Source organism: Nonomuraea sp. NPDC049709, from assembly GCF_040674815.1.
Classification (GTDB): Bacteria; Actinomycetota; Actinomycetes; order Streptosporangiales; family Streptosporangiaceae; genus Nonomuraea.
In genome coordinates, this window is sequence record NZ_JBFANM010000091.1 from 1 (window position 1) to 16878 (window position 16878).

Sequence of the window (16878 nt, forward strand, 5' to 3'; positions counted from 1 at the left end):
GAATCGCTGTTGAGCATCCACGACCAGGTCGAGGCCGACACGATCAGCGGCAGCAGCCACGGCACCAGGAACAGCGCCCGCAACGTGGCCGACAGGTCGCCGCCGGTCGGCGCGGGCGCCGTGCCGCCGGCCTTGCCCGGGATCGGGATGATGCCGTAGTCGAAGCCGGTCTCCTTGGCGTTGGCCAGCTGCCAGGTGCCGTTCTCGGCGAAGGCGAAGTCGCCGGTGGGAGCTCCTGCCAGCTGGTGGTCTGGGTGTTGTTGATGACGGAGTTGGGCGCCGCGCGGGGTGTGGCCGAGGCGCTGCGGGCGGTGGGGCGGCGGGTGCCGCAGGACGTGGCGCTGGTCGGGTTCGACAACTGGGGCGTCATGACCGAGGCCAGCCAGCCCCCGCTGACCAGCGTCGACATGGACCTCGAAGGGCTCGGCCGGGTGGCGGCCGAGATGCTGCTGGCCGCCATCAACGGCGACCCGTCTCCGGGCCGCCATGCCCGCCCCTGCCGGCTCGTGGTCCGCGAGTCCACCACGGTCCCGCTGGTGCCCGAAACCACCCCGTGATTCCTATGCTTGGCGGTATGGGACCGCTGCCCCCATGATCGTGCCCATGATCCCGCCCCTGACCCGCGCCGCCGACGGCCGCCCGGCCGCCCCCGTCCGCATGCTGCACCTCGGGCTGGGCGGGTTCTTCCGCGCCCACCAGGCCTGGTACACCGAGCACGCCCCCGACGCCGCCCAATGGGGGATCGCCGCCTTCACCGGCCGCAGCACGGACCTCGTCGCGCGCCTGGCCGCCCAGGACGGCGTGTACACGCTAGTCGCCCGGGGCGGTGACGGCGACGCCTTCGAGGTGATCAGCTCGGTCACGGCGGCGCACCCCGGGAGCGATCACGGGGCCTGGCTGGCGTACTGGCGGCGGCCCGAGCTGGCCGTGGTCACCCTGACGGTCACCGAGGCGGCCTACAGCACGGGGGACGACGTGCGCGCCGATCTCCTCGCGCTGCGCGCGGACCCGGAGGCGCCGGTGGGCACCGTGGCGGGGCGGTTGACGGCCGGTCTGGCGGCGCGGCGGCGGGCCGGGGGAGGGCCGGTGGCGATCGTGCCGTGCGACAACCTGCCGGGCAACGGCGAGGTGACCGCGCGGCTGGTCGAGGAGCTGGCCGACGCGGCCGGGCTGCGGACCTCCGCCTCCTACGTCACCACCATGGTGGACCGGATCACGCCGTACCCGGCCGGGGAGGACCCCGGCGTGGTGGCCGCCGCCACCGGCCGGGCCGACGCCGCGCCGGTGGTCGCCGAGCCGTTCGCCGAATGGGTGCTGTGCGGGGACTTCCCGGCGGGCAGGCCGCGCTGGGAGGACGCGGGCGCCCGCTTCGTCCCCGACGCGACCCCGTACGAGGAACGCAAGCTGTGGCTGCTGAACGGCGGCCATTCCCTCCTGGCCTACGCCGGGCCACCGCGCGGGCACGCCACGGTCGCCGAGGCCGTCGCCGACCCGGCCTGCCGGGCCTGGCTGGAGCAGTGGTGGGCCGAGGCCGCCCGCCACCTCGACCTCCCCGGACCCGAGCTGGCCGCCTACCGGGCCGCGCTGCTGGACCGGTTCGCCAACCCGCGCATCCGCCACACCCTCGCCAAGATCGCCGAGGACGGGTCGCGGAAGCTGCCCGTACGCGTCCTGCCCGTCCTGCGCGCCGAGCGGCGGCGCGGGGCGCTGCCCGCCGGGGCCGTCCGCATGATCGCGGCCTGGCTGCGCCACCTGCGCGGCGGCGGCGCCCCGGTACGCGACGCCGCCGCCCCGTCCGTCGCCGGCCCCTTGCGGGAGGCCGCCAGGACCGTCCTGGCCTGCCTCGACCCGGCGCTGGCCCACGACGCCGAGCTGATCGACGCCGTCACGGCGCGGGCCGCGGAGTTCGAGTGACGCGTGGCCGCGCCTCAGGCGGCCGGTGGCTTGGTGGCGCGGATGACGGCCGAGTGCATGCCGTCCGCCACCTGGTGGGTGGGACGCCCAACCGGCCGCCGGGCCTGAGCACCCGGTACGTCTCCGCGAACACCGACGGCTTGTCCACGGACAGGTTGATCACGCAGTTGGAGATCACCACGTCCACCGCCGCGTCGGGCAGCGGGACGGCCTCGATCGTGCCCTTGAGGAAGCTCACGTTCGCCGCCCCGGCCGCCGCCGCGTTCGCCCGGGCCAGGCGGAGCATCTCGTCGGTCATGTCCAGCCCGTACGCCATGCCGCCGGGCCCGACGCTCCGCGCCGACAGCAGCACGTCGATGCCGCCCCCGGAGCCGAGGTCGAGCACGGTCTCCCCCTCGCGCAATTCGGCGACGGCGACCGGGTTGCCGCAGCCCAGGCTGGCGGTCACGGCATCGGCGGGCAGCGCCGCCCGCTCCTCGGCGTCGTACAGGCCCCCGCCGAACACCTCCCCGCCGGCGGGACCGTCGCAGCCAAGGGCTCCGGTCCGGTCAGCTGTCCTTACGTGCATCTCACCCGATCTGGATAGATTCGAGCCGACAGGAAGGAGTCATGGAATGGCCTTGGCTAATGTCGGCATGCGGCGATTACTGGCGGACTCGGGGGAGGCCCGCGAGTGGGTCTCGCCGAGAACGGACCTGGTGACGGCCCTGTTCGGCGTCTGGTTCGGCGTCGGCCTGATGATCGACGCGTGGGCGCACAGCAACCTGGCGGAGCTGGAGACGTTCTTCACGCCCTGGCACGCGGTGTTCTACTCCGGGTTCGCCGTGGTCTCGGGCTGGATCATGTGGCAGGTGTGGCGTAACGTCCGCGCCGGGCGGCAGGGGCTGGCCGCCGTGCCGTCGGGATACCTGGCCGGGCTGGTGGCGGTGCCGGCGTTCGCCGCCTTCGGGTTCGCCGACATGATCTGGCACACCGTCCTCGGCATCGAGACCAGCCTCGACATCCTGTTCAGCCCCTCGCATCTCGGGCTCATCGTGACGATGCTCCTCATCATCACCACGCCGCTCCGCTCCGCGTGGAACGCCCCCGACGTGGGCGCGAGCCCGTCCCTGGTCCGCCTGCTCCCGGCGCTGATCGGGCTGGCGTTCGCCACCACGCTGGTGTCCCTCTTCCTCTCGTACGGCGACGCGATGCAGTACCGTTCCATGCGCATCGTCGAGGCGTTCTCCTCGGCGGACGACCAGGGCGCCAGCCGGCTCGCCCTCGCCATGGTCGTCACCAACGTCATCGTGCTCGCCCCCGTGCTCTTCCTGGCCCGCCGCTGGGCCCTGCCGTTCGGCTCGGTGACCGTCATGTACGCGATCGGCATCCTCATGCCGGGCGCGCAGACGCAGTTCGAGAACCTGCCGATGCTGCTGTCGTTCGTGGCCGCCGGATTCGTGAGCGACCTGCTGATCCGCTGGCTCCGCCCGTCCGGCGCGCGGCGGGGCGCCTACTGGACCTTCGCCGGGCTGTCGGCCTTCGCCACCTGGTCGCTCTACATCGGGGTCGCCTCGGCCACGGGCGGCGGTCTGCCCGGCGTGCCGGAGCTGTGGACCGGCGCCCCGATCATCGCCGGGCTCATCGGGCTGGCGCTCGGGGCGCTGATGCTGCCCAACGCGGTCGACGCAGAGCGGGCATGATCCGAGCCCTGTGCCTCGCCGCCGTCCTGGTGCTGGCGCTGGCCGCTCCCGCCGCGGCGCACAACGTCACGGCGGGGGCGGACCTCCGGATCGCCCAGACCATCGCCGGCGCCGAGGTCACGGTGGTGATCAAGGGCACGTCCCGGGTGCCGGGGCCGCTGCGGATCGGGGTCATCGCGTACCAGCCGGTCGCCGGGCTGCCCGTCGGCCTGGAGGTCCGCTCCGTCGAGGACGGCCGCACCGTGACGGGCACGGCCACGGCCGCGGCGCGGGACCCGCAGTACGCGCAGCTCAGAGTGGAGCGGACCGGGCCGCACGAGCTGAAGCTGAGCGCGGGGAACGAGGTCGCCGTCGTCCCGTTCCGCGTCCTCGTCGAACGCGGCTCGGCGGGGGACCTCCTGATCTACGGCGGCCTGTTCGTGGCAGGGCTGCTGCTGGTCGGCGGCCTGCTCACCGGGGGGCTGGCCCGGCGGGCCACGGCGATGCTGCTGTCGGCGGGCGCCGCGGCCGGGGTGACGGTCGCCGCCATGGTCATCGTGTTCGAACCGCAGCTGCCCCCCGCTCCGCCCGACGGTGCCGCGCCGGTGGCCGGGACGCCGGCGGGCGGGCGGCCGTACGCGCAGGCCCGGGTGGCCACGGTGCCGGCCCGGCCGGCGGCGGGACAGGACTTCACACTGCGGGTCGACCTCGTCGACGGCTCCACCGGGCGACCCGTGGACGACCTCGCCGTGCATCACGAGGCGCTCGCCCATGTGGTCGTCACCAGCGAGGACGGCCGGTACTTCCGCCACCTCCACCCCCTCCGCACGGCTCCCGGCCGCCTGGAGGTCAGGCTGCGCGCCGACCGGCCCGGCCGGTACCTGGCGTACGCCGAGCTGGAACGCGAGGACTCGGGCGGTCAGCTCGTCACCGCCGGCTTCGAGATCGGCGGCGAAGCGGTCCCGGAGACCTCCGTGCCGGCCGGCGAGGCGGTCTCGCCGCTGCTGCGTCCCGCCGTCCCGGTGGCCGGCCGTCCGGCGACGATCGAGCTGCCCGCCGCCGGCGGCGTGCGGCCCTGGCTGGGCATGACCGGCCACCTGCTCGTACGCAGCCAGGACGGCACGTTCTTCGGCCACGTGCACGAGATGGGCACCCCCGGCTCCCGGCTGCGCTTCACCTTCAGCTTCCCCGAGCCGGGCCGCTACCTCGCCTGGGCCCAGTACGCCACCGCCGACCGCATCGTCACCGCCCCCTTCACCGTCGACGTGACGGCCTCGGGGACCCTGCGATGAACGGCAGACGCGCACCGGCCGTCGCCGCCGCCCTCGTCGTGGCCGCCGCCCTCGTCGTGGCCGCCGTGGCGCTGTTCGTCGTGGGCAGGAGCGTGGCGGCCGAGCCGCTCAGCCTGAGCACCACGGGGACCCGCTACGCCGCCACCGTCCTGATCGAGGACCCCGCTCCCGGGCCCGGCACCGTGGAGGTCGTGGTGAACGCGGGCGACGCCGACACCGTGACCCTTTCGGCGGTGATGGCCGACATGGGGCACTCCACGCCCGAGCTCGCCGCCGCCGAGCGGGAGCCGGGCCGCTTCGTGGCCACCGGCGAGCTGTTCTCGATGAGCGGCGTCTGGGAGCTGTCGATCCGGCTCGACGGCCCGGCGGGCGAGGAGCAGCTTGCCGTCAAGGCACTGATCACCGACTAGACCGGCCGTTCCGCCCCTGGTCAGAGGGCGGGACGGCCGCGCTCGCGGAAGCTTCCTGCGGACCAGGGGTTGACAGAACGCCCGGCTCCTTAAATTATTATTCCTACTTGTATAGTAGGAATGGTAGGGAAGGGGAGATCGTGCGAGCGCTCATCCTGCTCGGGCTGGTCGGTCTCGCGGCCCAGCTCGTCGACGGCAGCCTCGGCATGGCCTATGGCGTCACGTCGACGACGCTGCTGCTGGCCATCGGCACCAACGCGGCGGCGGCCTCCGCCACCGTCCACCTCGCTGAGATCGGCACCACGCTGGCCTCGGGCATCTCCCACTGGCGCTTCGGCAACGTGGACTGGAAGGTCGTCGCCAAGATCGGCATCCCTGGCGCCATCGGCGCGTTCGCCGGCGCGACGTTCCTGTCCAGCCTGTCCACCGAGATCGCCGCCCCGGTCATGTCGCTCATCCTGCTGTCGCTGGGCGTCTACATCCTCATCCGCTTCACCGCCTTCGGCCTGCCGCGCGGCAACCTGGGCAAGCCGCTGCGCAGGCGGTTCCTGACCCCGCTCGGCCTGCTGGCCGGCTTCGTCGACGCCACCGGCGGTGGCGGCTGGGGCCCGGTCGGCACGCCCGCCATCCTGGCCAGCGGCCGCATGGCCCCGCGCAAGGTGATCGGCTCCATCGACGCCAGCGAGTTCCTCGTCGCCATCGCCGCCAGCGTGGGCTTCTTCGTCGGCATCGGCTCGGAGAACATCAACTTCGCGTGGGTGGGGGTGCTGCTGCTCGGCGGCGTCATCGCCGCACCGATCGCCGCCTGGCTGGTCCGTCACATCCCGCCGCGCATCCTGGGCTCCGCCGTGGGCGGCGTCATCGTGCTGACCAACGTACGGACGCTGCTGCGCAGTGACTGGATCGACGCCTCGGGCGGCGTCCAGGCGGTCGCCTACATCGCCATCGCCGTCATCTGGGCGGCCGCCATCGCCTACTCGGTCCGCGAATACCGCCGCGACAAGGCCAACGAGTCGGTCGAGGCCGTGGAGAGCGAGCTGCGGCAGCGTACGTCGGCCGAGGAGGAGACGGCCCCCGCCTGAGATCGCCCATGAGAATCTCGGCCCGCACCCAGTACGCCCTCGGCGCCATGCTCGCCCTGGCCGGGGCCGACCGCCCGGTGCACGCGGAGTGGATCGCCGGCTCGCAGGAGATCCCGCGCCGCTTCTGCGACAACATCCTGCTCCAGCTCCGCCGGGCCGGGCTCATCCGCAGCCAGCGCGGCCCGGACGGAGGCTACTGGCTGGCCCGCCCGGCCGGGGACATCGCCCTCGCCGACGTCATCCGCGTCACCGAGGGCGTCGAACCGGCCGCCCGGCCCTTCCCGGCGGCGGCCGCGCCGCTGGCCGAGATCTGGGACCGGCTGCGCAGCCACGAGGACGCCCTGCTCAGCGAGATCACCCTCGCCGACGTCGTCGCCTCCGGCACCCACCCGAGCGCCCTGGCCCAACAAGAAACCCACTGACCGCCCCCGGCCCCAGACCGGCCCTCGGGGCCCCGACCGAAGGCCCGGCGACCGCCCCCGCCCCCTGCTCGGGGCCATCGGCCGGAGGCGCGGTGACCGCCCCCGCCCTCACACCGGGCGCATCGGCCGGAGGCGAGCTGAGCGATCCAGACGCCCATGCCAGCCAGATCCCGGTCGCGCCGCGTCCGCCGGGTCACGCCGGTTACACCGTGCCTGCCGGGTCGCGCTGGCCGGGTCGTGCCCGCTCACCGTGCCCGCCGCTTCGAGCCCGGGCACTGCGTCCGGGCAGATTCCCGTCGTCGTGCCGGGGCGGTCGGAGGTGGGGGCGGGGGCTGGCAAGCTGGAGGGCATGGTCTTCGGGGTGCGGGAGTTCGAGCTGGCGCTGATGCACCGCATGCGGGACCTCAACCAGGCCAGGGTGGAGGAGGCGCTGCGCGACATGGGCGCCTCCCGGGCCGAGTTGCGCGAGGCGCATGCCCACTGGACGCGGCTGGCCCACGCCCCGAGGGCGCCGAAGGGGGTGGCAGCGCTGCGGATGGCCCTGGGCCCGGCCCCCTACCGGGGCAGGCGGCCGGTCGGCAGCCTCACCTGCGACGTCCTGCGCTGGCCGCTGCCGTCCTGGCCGGGGCTGGAGTTCGAGGCCCTGGCCGGCCCCGGCGGCGAGGTGTGGAACCAGTGGTTCGTCCGCCCCGCCGGCGCCGCCGCCCTGACCTTCGCCGACCTCACCCCCTGGACGTGCGTGGTGGCCGACCTCGGCGCGAGCTTCCCCGGCGCCGTACAGATCGAGGGCCCGGCACCGCACCACTGGAGCGTCGACTTCCCCCACGACGGTGTGACGTACCGGGCCCGTTTCGTCTACGGCCTGCATCAGGTCCTCACGAAGCCGTGAAGGGCCGGGCCTAGCGGGGGCTCTTCACCGCCAGCAGTGCCTGGTACGCGGGCTTGGGCGCCAGGTTCTCGTCGAACAGGCACGCCGAGCCCTGCCCCTCGAACCAGCCCGGCACCCACGAGTGCCGGTCGGTGAAGCCCCAGACGGTGAGCTCGCGGCAGGCCCGGACGCTGAGGCAGTCGGTGAGCGCCCGGCTGTAGTACGTGGCCTGCGTGGCCAGCTTCTCCGGGGTCACGGGCAGCTCCATGCGCACGTCCAGCTCGGTGATCGCGATCTCCAGACCCAGGTCGGCGAAGCGGCGCATGACGTTCGCCCAGTCGCCGGGGTAGTCGTACTGGATCCCGAGGTGGCCCTGGAAGCCGGCGCCGTGGATCGGCACGCCCTGCGCCTGGAGGTCCTTGACCAGGGACAGCGTGGTCTCGATCTTGGGGGCGTTCCATTCCAGGTTGTAGTCGTTGATGAAGAGCTTGGCGTGCGGGTCGGCGCGGTGCGCCCAGCGGAAGGCGTCGGCGATGTAGCCGGGGCCGAGGTGGGTGAGCCAGAGGCTCTGCCGCAGGGTGCCGTCCTCCTCCACGACCTCGTTGACCACGTCCCAGGCCCGGATCTTGCCCTTGTAGCGGCGTACCTGGGTGGTGATGTGGTCGCGCAGGATCGACCTGAGCTCGGCCGCGTCGATCGAGCCGTCCTCGACGCCGGTGGTCAGCCAGGCGGGGAGCTGGTTGTGCCAGACGAGGGTGTGGCCGCGTACCTGCTGGCGGTTGCGGCGCGCGCTCTCGACGAGGGCGTCGGCGTCGGCCCAGGTGAACACGCCGCGCTCCGGCTCCACGGACTCCCACTTCATCGCGTTCTCGGCGGTGACGTGGCTGAACTCGCGGTTGAGCACCTTGCGGTAGTCGGGCTCGGCGCGCAGGGCGGCGATGTCGACGGCGGAGCCGATCTTGATGCCGTGCTGCTGCGCCAGGGCCCGCAGGTCCCGGGGCGGTCGCGGGTGGGCGGACGCGGGCAGGGGGGCGGCGAGGACGAGTGCGAGGGCGATGATCAGTGGCTTCACCGAAAGACCTCCGATGCCGAAGCCGAGGGGGTGCCAGAGGGGGACACGCTTCCGAAAGTTTCGGGATTGTGACGATAATTTCACCGGTCGCCGGAACGGTATGGGTTCAGCGACGCTTCGTCAACCTCTGGCGCAGGCGGGAGACGGCCGATCTCGGCCGGGCCGCCATCCGGGAGGCCCCGGCCCGGCCCGCGAGCCGGGAAACGAGCGCGGTGAGCCCGACCGCGGCCAGGACGAGCAGCAGGTTGCGGAAGTAGTCGAGCGGCAGGATCGACGGGTTGTCGGCCCGCCGGCCCAGGGCCAGCACCGTCGGCAGGGTCGCCAGCGTGACCGCGCCCGCCACGATCAGGGCCGCCCTCGGCGCCGGGCCCAGACGGCCCGCGACCAGCCCGATCAGCAGGATCGCGGGCATCAGGACCGCGTCGTGCGCCACCAGGAGGACGCCGAACCACAACGCCCAGCCCACCGGATCGGTCTCCATCACCAGCCCGGCCAGGCCGAGCACCACGAGCCCGCCGCCGACCGCGTGACCGAGCCACCTCATGAGACCCTCACCCTCGCGACCCACTTGGTCTGCATGACACCCGGCCGGTTGGGCGCGATGAGCCGGGCCGGGTAGCCATGGTCGGGGTCGAGCGGGCGGCCGTTGAGCGTGAGCGCGAGCAGGGTGAGGGGGTCGTTCCAGTGCGGGGGCCGTACCTCGCTGGTGCGGTAGTAGCCGGACCGCTCCAGGGACTCGACCGTCAGGTACGCCTCCTGCGACCCGCCGGCCCGGCCGATCAGGTCGCGCAGGCGTACGCCCGACCACTCGCACTCCACGCTCCAGCCCTCCACGCACGCGATCGGCAACCTGACCGTGTGCTGCGGCAACCGCTGGAGGTCGGCGTAGCTGAGAGACAGCTCGGTGCGTACGGCTCCCGTCACGACCAGCCGGTACGCCGGGTCGCGCAGCACCTCCGTCACCCCCGCCGCGGCGGCCGACCGGTTCACCGGCACACCCTGCGGCCCCGCGTCCGGATCGCGCGGCGCCAGCACGGCCAGCCGCTCCAGGGGCGTGAGCGCCTCCCCTGCGGTGACCAGCGCCACCAGGCCCGACGCCGCGGCGACGGTGTACAGGAACCGGCGCCGCCCCGGTTCCTCGACGCGGGTGAACAGGTGCCGCCGGACCTTGGCCCACTCGTTGACGACGTGGATGACGAGCGCGCCGTACACGATGTACGCGGTCCAGTAGTGCGCCTGGAGGAAGCCGAACGGCCACGGGTACAGGTAGGCGATGTTGAACAGCCCCGTGACCAGCTGGAACAGCGCGCCCGCCACGAGCAGCAGCACGAACAGCCGCTCGACGGCGTGTCCGGCGGAGCGCAGCGGCGGCCACTGCCACAGCTTGGGGTAGACCGTCCAGAGCTTGGCCAGCAGCAGCGGGACCGTGGCGATGCCGCTGATGACGTGCAGGCCCTGGGTGACCCGATAGAGGTTGACCGGCCGGGACGGCCACAGCAGCCAGGCGGGCGGGTGCTGGGTGAAGTGGCTGAACAGACCGGTCGCGAAGGCGACGGTGAAGCTGATCCCCAGCCACGTGCCCAGCCTGGCCGCCACCCGCTCCGAACGCAGCGGGCTGGTGAACCGGCCGGACAGCGACCGGCCCATGCGTGTCAGGTGCCTGCTCATGTCTCGGAGCCTGACATCCCGGTGCCCGGGAAGGGCCGCCGCGGCCCGTACCGTCCGCGTTCCGTAAGAAAGCGGCGTCAGATCAGCACCAGGATGGCCACGCCGAGCGTGAGATCCAGGACGGCGCAGAACTCCGCCAGCGACCGCGCCACGACCTTGTTCGCCCGCCAGACGACGATGTCCAGCGTTCCGTGGCCGATCAGGGCGGCGGCGACGAGGTAGCCGCCGACGGCGGGGGAGAGGGACACCGCGATCAGGGCGGCGCCGCCGAAGACCAGCATGGCGGGGAACTGCGCGGCGGTGAGCCGGGGCCGCCGCAGCAGGCCGTTCACCAGCCCGATCACGGCGATCGACACCGCACCGCCCACCAGCGCGGGCCACGGGTCGGCGTCGAGCAGCCGCAGCAGCGTCACCGCCACCACGGACACGCCGAACAGCGGCCACACCACGCCCGGCCGGCCGACCACGGCGGTGCCGAGGTAGATGAGCGCGGCGAGGAACACGACGAGCGCCTGCCCGCGGCCGTCCCCCAGATCCAGGGCGCTCAAGACGGCGGCGGCCAGCCCGCACCACGTGGGCCAGCGGCGCGCGACGCCGATCACCGCACGGCGCGCCGCCCCGGTCGCCGGGACGGTGGACTCGGAAGAGATGTCACTCATACCCCAGACCCTCGCCCGCCGGCCCGCCCACCACCGAGCCCCTCCGGCGGGTAGGTCCAGAATCCTGGGCCACCTGTCCGATCGATCCACCGCCCGCAGCCCGCCGCGCTCAGGTGGGGCTCAGGCCGCGGCAGCCCGGAGACCGGCCTTGCGCCAGACCTTGAGCAGGCGCCTCGCCGAGCCGCCCACCGGCCCGACCGCCTCGTAGAGCACCTTCCGCGAGACCGGCTCGGCCGACTCCACGGCGGTGACGGCGTCGTCGGCGGAGGTGATCGTGTGCGTGCAGACGCTCAGCAGGTAGCCGGGGATCTGCAGGCGCGGGTCCGTGCACCCCACCAGCGGGACGCCCACCGCGGCGACGACCGGGAAGACGGTCCCGGGGATCCCGATCGCGGCCTCCGCCCGGGCCGACGCCTGGACCGAGGCGACGGTGCTGATCTCGTACCGCTCCCACAGCGAACGGTCCTCGCGTGGGTGCAGCCCGACCAGGATGTGCTTGCCGGCCGTCGCGAGCCGTTCCGCCGCGGCGAGCAGCAGCTCGGTGCCGGGCGCCGAGCCGCCCGTCTCGCTGGAGCGGGTCACGCTGGTCAGCACCAGTACGGTCCCCGCCTCCGGAGCGTGCCTGGGCAGGTCGTCGGTCTGCGGCGTGCCCACGACCTCGATCGGGCGGCCCGTGCCCAGGTAGTCGTCGAACACCTTCGCCTCGGCCGGCGACGACGCGGTGATCGCCCGCAGCCGCCCCCTGAACTCCTTCGCCCGGGGCGCCTCGACCGGCAGCTGGTAGGCCAGCGAGCTCGCGACCAGGGGCAGGCGGGGGAACCTCGCGGCGCAGTCCGCCGGCCAGTCCCCGGCGCCCGTCACCACGAGCAGGTCGGCCTCCGTGACCTCGCCGGGGAGCGCGACCGGCACCGGATCGCCGGGCTTGATCCCCGACCGGTCGGGGATCAGCTGGACCAGGTCCCACCCCAGGCGCCGGGCCTCGGGCAGCAGCGGCGCGGAGTGGTAGGTGCCCCACGGCTCGTTCGTGGCGATCAGGACGCGCGGCGCCTTCCCGCCGCCCGGCCGTGCCTGCGCCTGCGCCGGGACGCCGCCGCCCAGTACGGTGGCCCCGGCCCCGCCCACCAGGCCGGCGAGCAGGGACCGCCGGGAGAGGCCACGGTCCATCACGGGGGACATGTCGTTAAATGCCATGGAGTTGGAACCTATGGGATGGTTTGGGCTTGTTTGTGAACATAGATCATCATTCAGGCGAACGGGAAGAGGGATGAACTGTTCACCCGACCCGGGACGTCGTACGGGCATGGTCCTTCGTTCGCTCGCTCTCCTCGCCATCATCGCCTCCTTCCTGGTGGGCACGTCCACCGCCGCGTACGCGTGCTCCTGCGCGGACCTGACGCCCGCCGAATCGGTCGAGCACGCGGACACCGTGTTCACCGGCACCGTGACGGAGGTCCGGGAGAGCGAGGGCGACCCGCTCGGTCCGCGCCCGCCGATCGTCTTCACCTTCCGGGCCGACAACGTCTACAAGGGTGCTCCCGCCGCCGAGCTCACGCTCGCGACCAGCGCCGACTCCGCCTCGTGCGGCTACCCGTTCGAGCGGGGCACGCGTTACCTGGTGTTCGCGACCTCGGGCCCGTCGGGCCTCTTCGACCCGGTCCCGGGCGTCGGCCTGACGTCCAACCTGTGCTCGGGCAACGTACCGGTCGACCCGGGCACGGGCCCCCTGCGACCCGGCGACGAACGGACCACGAGCCACGAAAGCCTGGCAGGCCCGGTCAACACCGCCCTCCTCACCGCCCTGGGCACCCCTTCACCGGTCACCTCGACGCCCGCCACGTCGGGGGCGGCGGCACCAACAGTGGCCGCCGGCGGCGACACGGCCCCTGGCCCGGCCCTGACAGCCGCCGGCGTGGCCGCCGCCCTCCTGCTCCTGACCGGCGTACTCATCCTGCTCATCCGCCGCCGTCCCACGCGCAAAGGCTAGACACCTCCGCTCCGCACCACCCGGGCGCCGCCTACCGCCGCACCTGGTCGCGCGCCCGCCACGGCGCCTGGTAGGCCCACTGCCAGGCAAGTTCGAGGGGCCCGCGCTCGAACCGGCGCAGCCACAACGACGACAGCACCATGAACGACCCGCAGATCGCCGCCCACGCCACCGGCACCCACCACGGCCGCAGCCCGTCGAAGCGGGCGGCCAGCCCCAGGCCCCAGCCGTAGCAGAGCGCGCTCGCCGCCAGGTTCTGGAAGACGTAGCAGGACAGCGCCGTCCGGCCGACGTTCGTGATGCCCCGGCGCAGCACGCCGGGGGATCCCCGCATGCCGAGCACGATCGAGGTGATCAGCGCGAGCAGCCCCAGGGCGACCAGCGGCGCCAGGAGGTAGCGGTCCACCGCGAACCAGGCCGGCCCGGCGAAGGACGTGGCCAGGTTCAGCGGCACGCCGAGGCCGAGCCCGACGGCCATCAGCCGGCCGCGCAGGCGCGCGCCGCGCTCCTCGAACACGCCGGCGCGCAGCAGGCGGGCGCCGAGCAGGAACAGGACGATGCCCAGGGGCACGATGAAGACCAGCTCGGCGCGGAAGAGCACGGCGTTCCGCAGGCGGAGGTGCACCTGGTCGAGCCAGCCCGCGGGGTGCGCGAGCAGCGGGCCGCCCGCCGGCGCCGCCGTCAGCGCCATGGTGACCAGGCCCACCATGGCCAGATGCAGCGTCCCGGCCGCGACCATCCACGCCGTGACCACGCGGTCGCTCCGGCCGATCAGGTACGCGACGATCATGGAGGTGAGCGCGTAGCCCATCAGCACGTCGAACTCGAAGACCAGGACGTAGTGCAGGGCCCCCTCGGCGAACAGCAGCGCCGCCCGCCAGAGGTAGCGCCCCGGCCAGGACATGCCCCGGCGCACCGCGCCGCGGTACTGCAGTTCGAGCCCGACGCCGAACAGCAGCGTCAGCAGCCCGAGGAACTTGCCGTTGGACAGGAACCGCAGGAACGTCTCCACCACCCCGGCGTCCCCGCCGGAACTCAGGAACGCCGTGGGTCCGGCAGGATCGGTAAAGATCCAGATGTTGGTGCCCAGCGTGCCGATGATGGCCACGCCGCGCAGCACGTCGAGTGCGCCGATGCGTCTGTCCACACCGTCAACTCTGCTGGCGCGCTCGCCCGCCCCGATCATCCCGTGGAGCGAAATATCCGGTACATCGATCGATGTACGGCCTCAATACTCTGGTTGCGCGTGTGATGGCCGCGGGGCGCTCTCACCGGCGTCAGACCTGGCCGAAGCGTCAAGAGAGAAAGAGGAGCCGCCGTGAGCGCGTACTTCGAGGCGCCCGACCCCTACGAGCCCGCGCCCGGCGACCCGCCCGCGGTCTTCCTGGCGGGTGGCATCACCGGGGTGGCGGACTGGCAGAGCGGGGCGGCCCGGGAGCTCGGCCGGCTCGGTGTGATCGTGCTCAACCCGCGCCGCCGCGACTTCCCCATGGGGGATCCGCGGCAGACGCCGGTCCAGATCGCCTGGGAGCACCGTCACCTGCACCTGCCGGGGGTGCTGACGATGTTCTGGTTCCCGCCGGGGGACAGCACGCAGCCGATCGCGCTGCTGGAACTGGGGGCGGCGCTGGACAACCCGGCCCGGCGGATGGTGGTCGGCGCCGATCCGGGCTATCCGAGAGTGGCGGACGTGCGCTGGCAGACTCGGCTGGCCCGGCCCGGCGAGGTCGTGCACGCCACGCTCGGCGACACCCTGGCCGCCGTACGGGCCCGGCTCGCCGGGTGACCGGACGGGCGCCCTCCGACCCCCGCGAGGACGCCCGCCCGGGAGGACGCCCGGGAGGGCGTCCTCCTGCTACGTCATGCCGGGACGCCGGCCTCCTTGGCGGCCCGCTCGATGGCCGACAGCTCGTCCTCCGTGAAGTCCAGCCGGTCCACCGCCGCCACGTTCGCCTCGAGTTGCTCCGGGCTGGAGGCGCCCACGAGCACCGAGGTGATCCGGGGGTCGCGCAGCGCCCAGGCCAGCGCGAGCTGGGCCACCGTCTGGCCGCGCGCGCCGGCCAGCTCCGCCAGCGCCCGTACGAACGCCAGCACCTGCGGCGTCACCCGGTCCGGCGTCAGGAAGCGCCCCTCGGCCGCCCGCGAGTCGGCCGGGATGCCGTTCAGGTACCGATCGGTCAGCAGGCCCTGGGCCAGCGGCGAGTACACGACGCAGCCCACGCCCTCCTCCTCCAGCACGCCCAGCAGGGACGCCTCGATGCCGCGGTTGAGCAGCGAGTAGGACGGCTGGTGCACCAGGAGCGGGGTGCCGAGGCCGCGCAGGAGGCGGGCGGCCTCGGCGGTGCGCTCGGGGGAGAAGTTCGACACGCCGACGTAGAGGGCGCGGCCGGTGCGGACCATGTGGTCGAGCGTGGCGACCTGCTCCTCCAGCGGCGTCTCGTCGTCGTCGCGGTGCAGGTAGAAGATGTCCACGTAGTCGAGGCCGAGCCGGGCCAGCGAGCGGTCGAGGGTGGCCAGCAGGTGCTTGCGCGAGTTGCCCTTGCCGTACGGGCCGTCCCACATGGGGTTGCTGCCCTTGGTGGTGACCACGGCCTCGTCGCGCAGCGACCGCGGGAAGATCCGCCCGAACGCGGACTCGGCGGCGCCGATCGGCGGGCCGTAGCGGTCGGCGATGTCGAAATGGGTGATGCCGAGGTCGAGCGCCTTGTGCAGGATCGCACGCTGGCTGTCGAGCGGCTTGCCCTCGCCGAAGTTGTGCCACAGGCCCAGCGAGACGGCGGGCAGGAGGAGTCCGCTGCGGCCGCACCTTCTGTACGGCTGGCGTTCGTAGTCCAAGGGGGACCTTCCGCAGAGATCGTAATGAAACGTTTTACGAACCCCAGTTAAGCACCTTCTCCACCTCGTCCGCCGCCGCCCGGGCCCCGCCGGCCGCCGCCAGCTCGCCGCGCATCCAGCCGAGCCGCTCGCGTACGCCCTCGTCGGCCGCCACCTGCTCCACCGCGTCCCACAGCGCGGCGCCGGTGAGCCCGGCGGGCGGCAGGAGGCGCCGGAGCCGCAGCGCCATGCGCAGGAAGCCGAGGCTCAGCGGATTGAACGTCGTGTACTTCCGGTGCATCGACCAGTGCTCGTTGCCGACCAGGTTCGGCCAGGTCTCGACCGAGGGGACCCGCCAGCACTCGGCCAGGATCCGACCCCACCAGCACAGCGGGCCGTCGTGCACCACCAGGTCGGGAGGCTCGCCGTCGCCGAGCTGGGCCAGCGCCGCCCTGGTCTCCTCCAGCAGCAGCCCCATCGCCCTGATCAGCTCCTTGCCGTGCATCTGCGGCACGTCGTCCACGTCCAGCGCGTCCCAGGTCGAGGTCCAGGGGATGATCTCGGCGCCGGTCTCGGCCACGCGCTCCGCGTTGGCCTCGGTGGTGGCGTACGTGACCCGGTGACCGCGCCGGACGAGCTCGACGGCCAGGCCGAGGCCCATGCCGAAGAAGGTCGACCACGACGAGTGGCGCCGCCACATCGCCGAGGTCGTGCTGCGCATCGCCGGTCGCGACGGGCTCGACCAGGCCAGGCTGCGTGACGTCGCGGCCGAGGCGGGCATGTCGCTCGGCTCCGTGCAGCACTACTTCGCCGGCAAGGCCGAGATGCTCCGCTACGTGGTCGGTTACCTGGGCGAGCGCGTCACCGAGCGGATCGTGGCGGGGATGTGCTCGGTCTCCGAGGCGTCCCCGGTGCGGGTGTTCCTGCTGTCGATGGCGGCCGAGATGCTGCCGCTGGACGACCGCCGCCGGGCCGAGCGCCGCGCGGGGCAGGCGTGCGCGGGCAGCCAGGCGGAGTCGGCCCGACAGTCGT

General features: G+C 73.3%; 19 protein-coding genes and 1 pseudogene. 11 read left to right on the forward strand and 9 right to left on the reverse strand.

What is annotated here, in order from left to right; translation table 11 throughout:
- The first annotated feature begins 263 nt into the window (after positions 1–263).
- Together AB0J69_RS52205 and AB0J69_RS52210 are read left to right on the forward strand one after the other, a co-directional pair.
- The gene (locus AB0J69_RS52205) at positions 264–557 is read left to right on the forward strand and encodes a substrate-binding domain-containing protein (RefSeq protein WP_364134462.1); all 294 of its coding nucleotides are present in this window, start codon (positions 264–266) and stop codon (positions 555–557) included.
- A 46-nt stretch (positions 558–603) separates the two neighbouring features.
- Positions 604–1914, forward strand: a complete 1311-nt coding sequence (locus AB0J69_RS52210; RefSeq protein ID WP_364134465.1) for a mannitol dehydrogenase family protein — start codon at positions 604–606, stop codon at positions 1912–1914.
- On the opposite strand, the gene AB0J69_RS52215 is transcribed toward AB0J69_RS52210, so the two are convergent.
- Positions 1886–2482 carry a methyltransferase domain-containing protein gene (locus AB0J69_RS52215; RefSeq protein ID WP_364134468.1) on the reverse strand — a complete coding sequence of 199 codons (597 nt, stop codon included), beginning with the start codon at positions 2480–2482 and terminating at the stop codon, positions 1886–1888. The genes AB0J69_RS52210 and AB0J69_RS52215 overlap by 29 nt on opposite strands.
- Positions 2483–2528: 46 nt before the next feature.
- Between AB0J69_RS52215 and AB0J69_RS52220 the strand changes: the two genes are divergently transcribed.
- The 6 genes from AB0J69_RS52220 to AB0J69_RS52245 all read left to right on the forward strand — a co-directional run bounded on the left by AB0J69_RS52220 (position 2529) and on the right by AB0J69_RS52245 (position 7670).
- Positions 2529–3596 carry a hypothetical protein gene (locus AB0J69_RS52220; RefSeq protein WP_364134471.1) on the forward strand — a complete coding sequence of 356 codons (1068 nt, stop codon included), beginning with the start codon at positions 2529–2531 and terminating at the stop codon, positions 3594–3596.
- Complete coding sequence (locus AB0J69_RS52225) at positions 3593–4867, forward strand: hypothetical protein (protein WP_364134474.1); 1275 nt, start codon at positions 3593–3595, stop codon at positions 4865–4867. Before AB0J69_RS52220 ends, AB0J69_RS52225 begins: the two co-directional genes overlap by 4 nt.
- Positions 4864–5277, forward strand: a complete 414-nt coding sequence (locus tag AB0J69_RS52230; protein ID WP_364134477.1) for a hypothetical protein — start codon at positions 4864–4866, stop codon at positions 5275–5277. Before AB0J69_RS52225 ends, AB0J69_RS52230 begins: the two co-directional genes overlap by 4 nt.
- A 140-nt stretch (positions 5278–5417) precedes the next feature.
- Entirely contained in the window at positions 5418–6359 is a 942-nt protein-coding gene (locus tag AB0J69_RS52235) for a sulfite exporter TauE/SafE family protein (RefSeq protein ID WP_364134480.1), read from the forward strand.
- 8 nt (positions 6360–6367) lie between these two features.
- Positions 6368–6781, forward strand: a complete 414-nt coding sequence (locus tag AB0J69_RS52240) for an Rrf2 family transcriptional regulator (RefSeq protein ID WP_364134483.1) — start codon at positions 6368–6370, stop codon at positions 6779–6781.
- A gap of 301 nt (positions 6782–7082) precedes the next feature.
- Positions 7083–7670: a hypothetical protein gene (locus AB0J69_RS52245; protein ID WP_364134486.1), complete on the forward strand. Its 588-nt coding sequence runs from the start codon at positions 7083–7085 to the stop codon at positions 7668–7670.
- A 10-nt stretch (positions 7671–7680) separates the two neighbouring features.
- Here the strand turns inward: AB0J69_RS52245 and AB0J69_RS52250 are convergent, their stop codons facing one another.
- The 5 genes from AB0J69_RS52250 to AB0J69_RS52270 form a co-directional block, all read right to left on the reverse strand.
- A complete protein-coding gene (locus tag AB0J69_RS52250; protein ID WP_364134489.1) occupies positions 7681–8721 on the reverse strand; it encodes an endo-1,4-beta-xylanase in 1041 nt (346 codons plus the stop codon).
- 106 nt (positions 8722–8827) lie between these two features.
- The gene (locus AB0J69_RS52255) at positions 8828–9265 is read right to left on the reverse strand and encodes a hypothetical protein (RefSeq protein WP_364134492.1); all 438 of its coding nucleotides are present in this window, start codon (positions 9263–9265) and stop codon (positions 8828–8830) included.
- Positions 9262–10389: a molybdopterin-dependent oxidoreductase gene (locus AB0J69_RS52260; RefSeq protein WP_364134495.1), complete on the reverse strand. Its 1128-nt coding sequence runs from the start codon at positions 10387–10389 to the stop codon at positions 9262–9264. The genes AB0J69_RS52255 and AB0J69_RS52260 overlap by 4 nt, the downstream gene beginning before the upstream one ends.
- Before the next feature lie 77 nt (positions 10390–10466).
- Entirely contained in the window at positions 10467–11048 is a 582-nt protein-coding gene (locus tag AB0J69_RS52265) for a hypothetical protein (protein ID WP_364134498.1), read from the reverse strand.
- A gap of 120 nt (positions 11049–11168) precedes the next feature.
- A complete protein-coding gene (locus AB0J69_RS52270) occupies positions 11169–12239 on the reverse strand; it encodes a hypothetical protein (protein WP_364134501.1) in 1071 nt (356 codons plus the stop codon).
- 109 nt (positions 12240–12348) lie between these two features.
- On the opposite strand from AB0J69_RS52270, the gene AB0J69_RS52275 reads away from it, so the two are divergent.
- Complete coding sequence (locus AB0J69_RS52275) at positions 12349–13032, forward strand: hypothetical protein (protein ID WP_364134504.1); 684 nt, start codon at positions 12349–12351, stop codon at positions 13030–13032.
- 31 nt (positions 13033–13063) lie between these two features.
- Here the strand turns inward: AB0J69_RS52275 and AB0J69_RS52280 are convergent, their stop codons facing one another.
- Positions 13064–14179, reverse strand: coding sequence for a DUF418 domain-containing protein (locus AB0J69_RS52280; protein WP_364134507.1), 1116 nt, complete (start codon positions 14177–14179; stop codon positions 13064–13066).
- Positions 14180–14350: 171 nt separating this feature from the next.
- On the opposite strand from AB0J69_RS52280, the gene AB0J69_RS52285 reads away from it, so the two are divergent.
- Positions 14351–14818, forward strand: coding sequence for a nucleoside 2-deoxyribosyltransferase domain-containing protein (locus tag AB0J69_RS52285; RefSeq protein ID WP_364134510.1), 468 nt, complete (start codon positions 14351–14353; stop codon positions 14816–14818).
- 74 nt (positions 14819–14892) lie between these two features.
- On the opposite strand, the gene AB0J69_RS52290 is transcribed toward AB0J69_RS52285, so the two are convergent.
- Both AB0J69_RS52290 and AB0J69_RS52295 read right to left on the reverse strand, forming a co-directional pair.
- Positions 14893–15867 carry an aldo/keto reductase gene (locus tag AB0J69_RS52290; protein WP_364134513.1) on the reverse strand — a complete coding sequence of 325 codons (975 nt, stop codon included), beginning with the start codon at positions 15865–15867 and terminating at the stop codon, positions 14893–14895.
- 34 nt (positions 15868–15901) lie between these two features.
- The gene (locus AB0J69_RS52295; RefSeq protein WP_364134516.1) at positions 15902–16507 is read right to left on the reverse strand and encodes a hypothetical protein; all 606 of its coding nucleotides are present in this window, start codon (positions 16505–16507) and stop codon (positions 15902–15904) included.
- Between AB0J69_RS52295 and AB0J69_RS52300 the strand changes: the two are divergent.
- Positions 16506–16625: pseudogene (locus AB0J69_RS52300) on the forward strand (TetR family transcriptional regulator); the annotation flags it as partial. The gene AB0J69_RS52295 and the pseudogene AB0J69_RS52300 overlap by 2 nt on opposite strands.
- Positions 16626–16878: the final 253 nt, after the last annotated feature.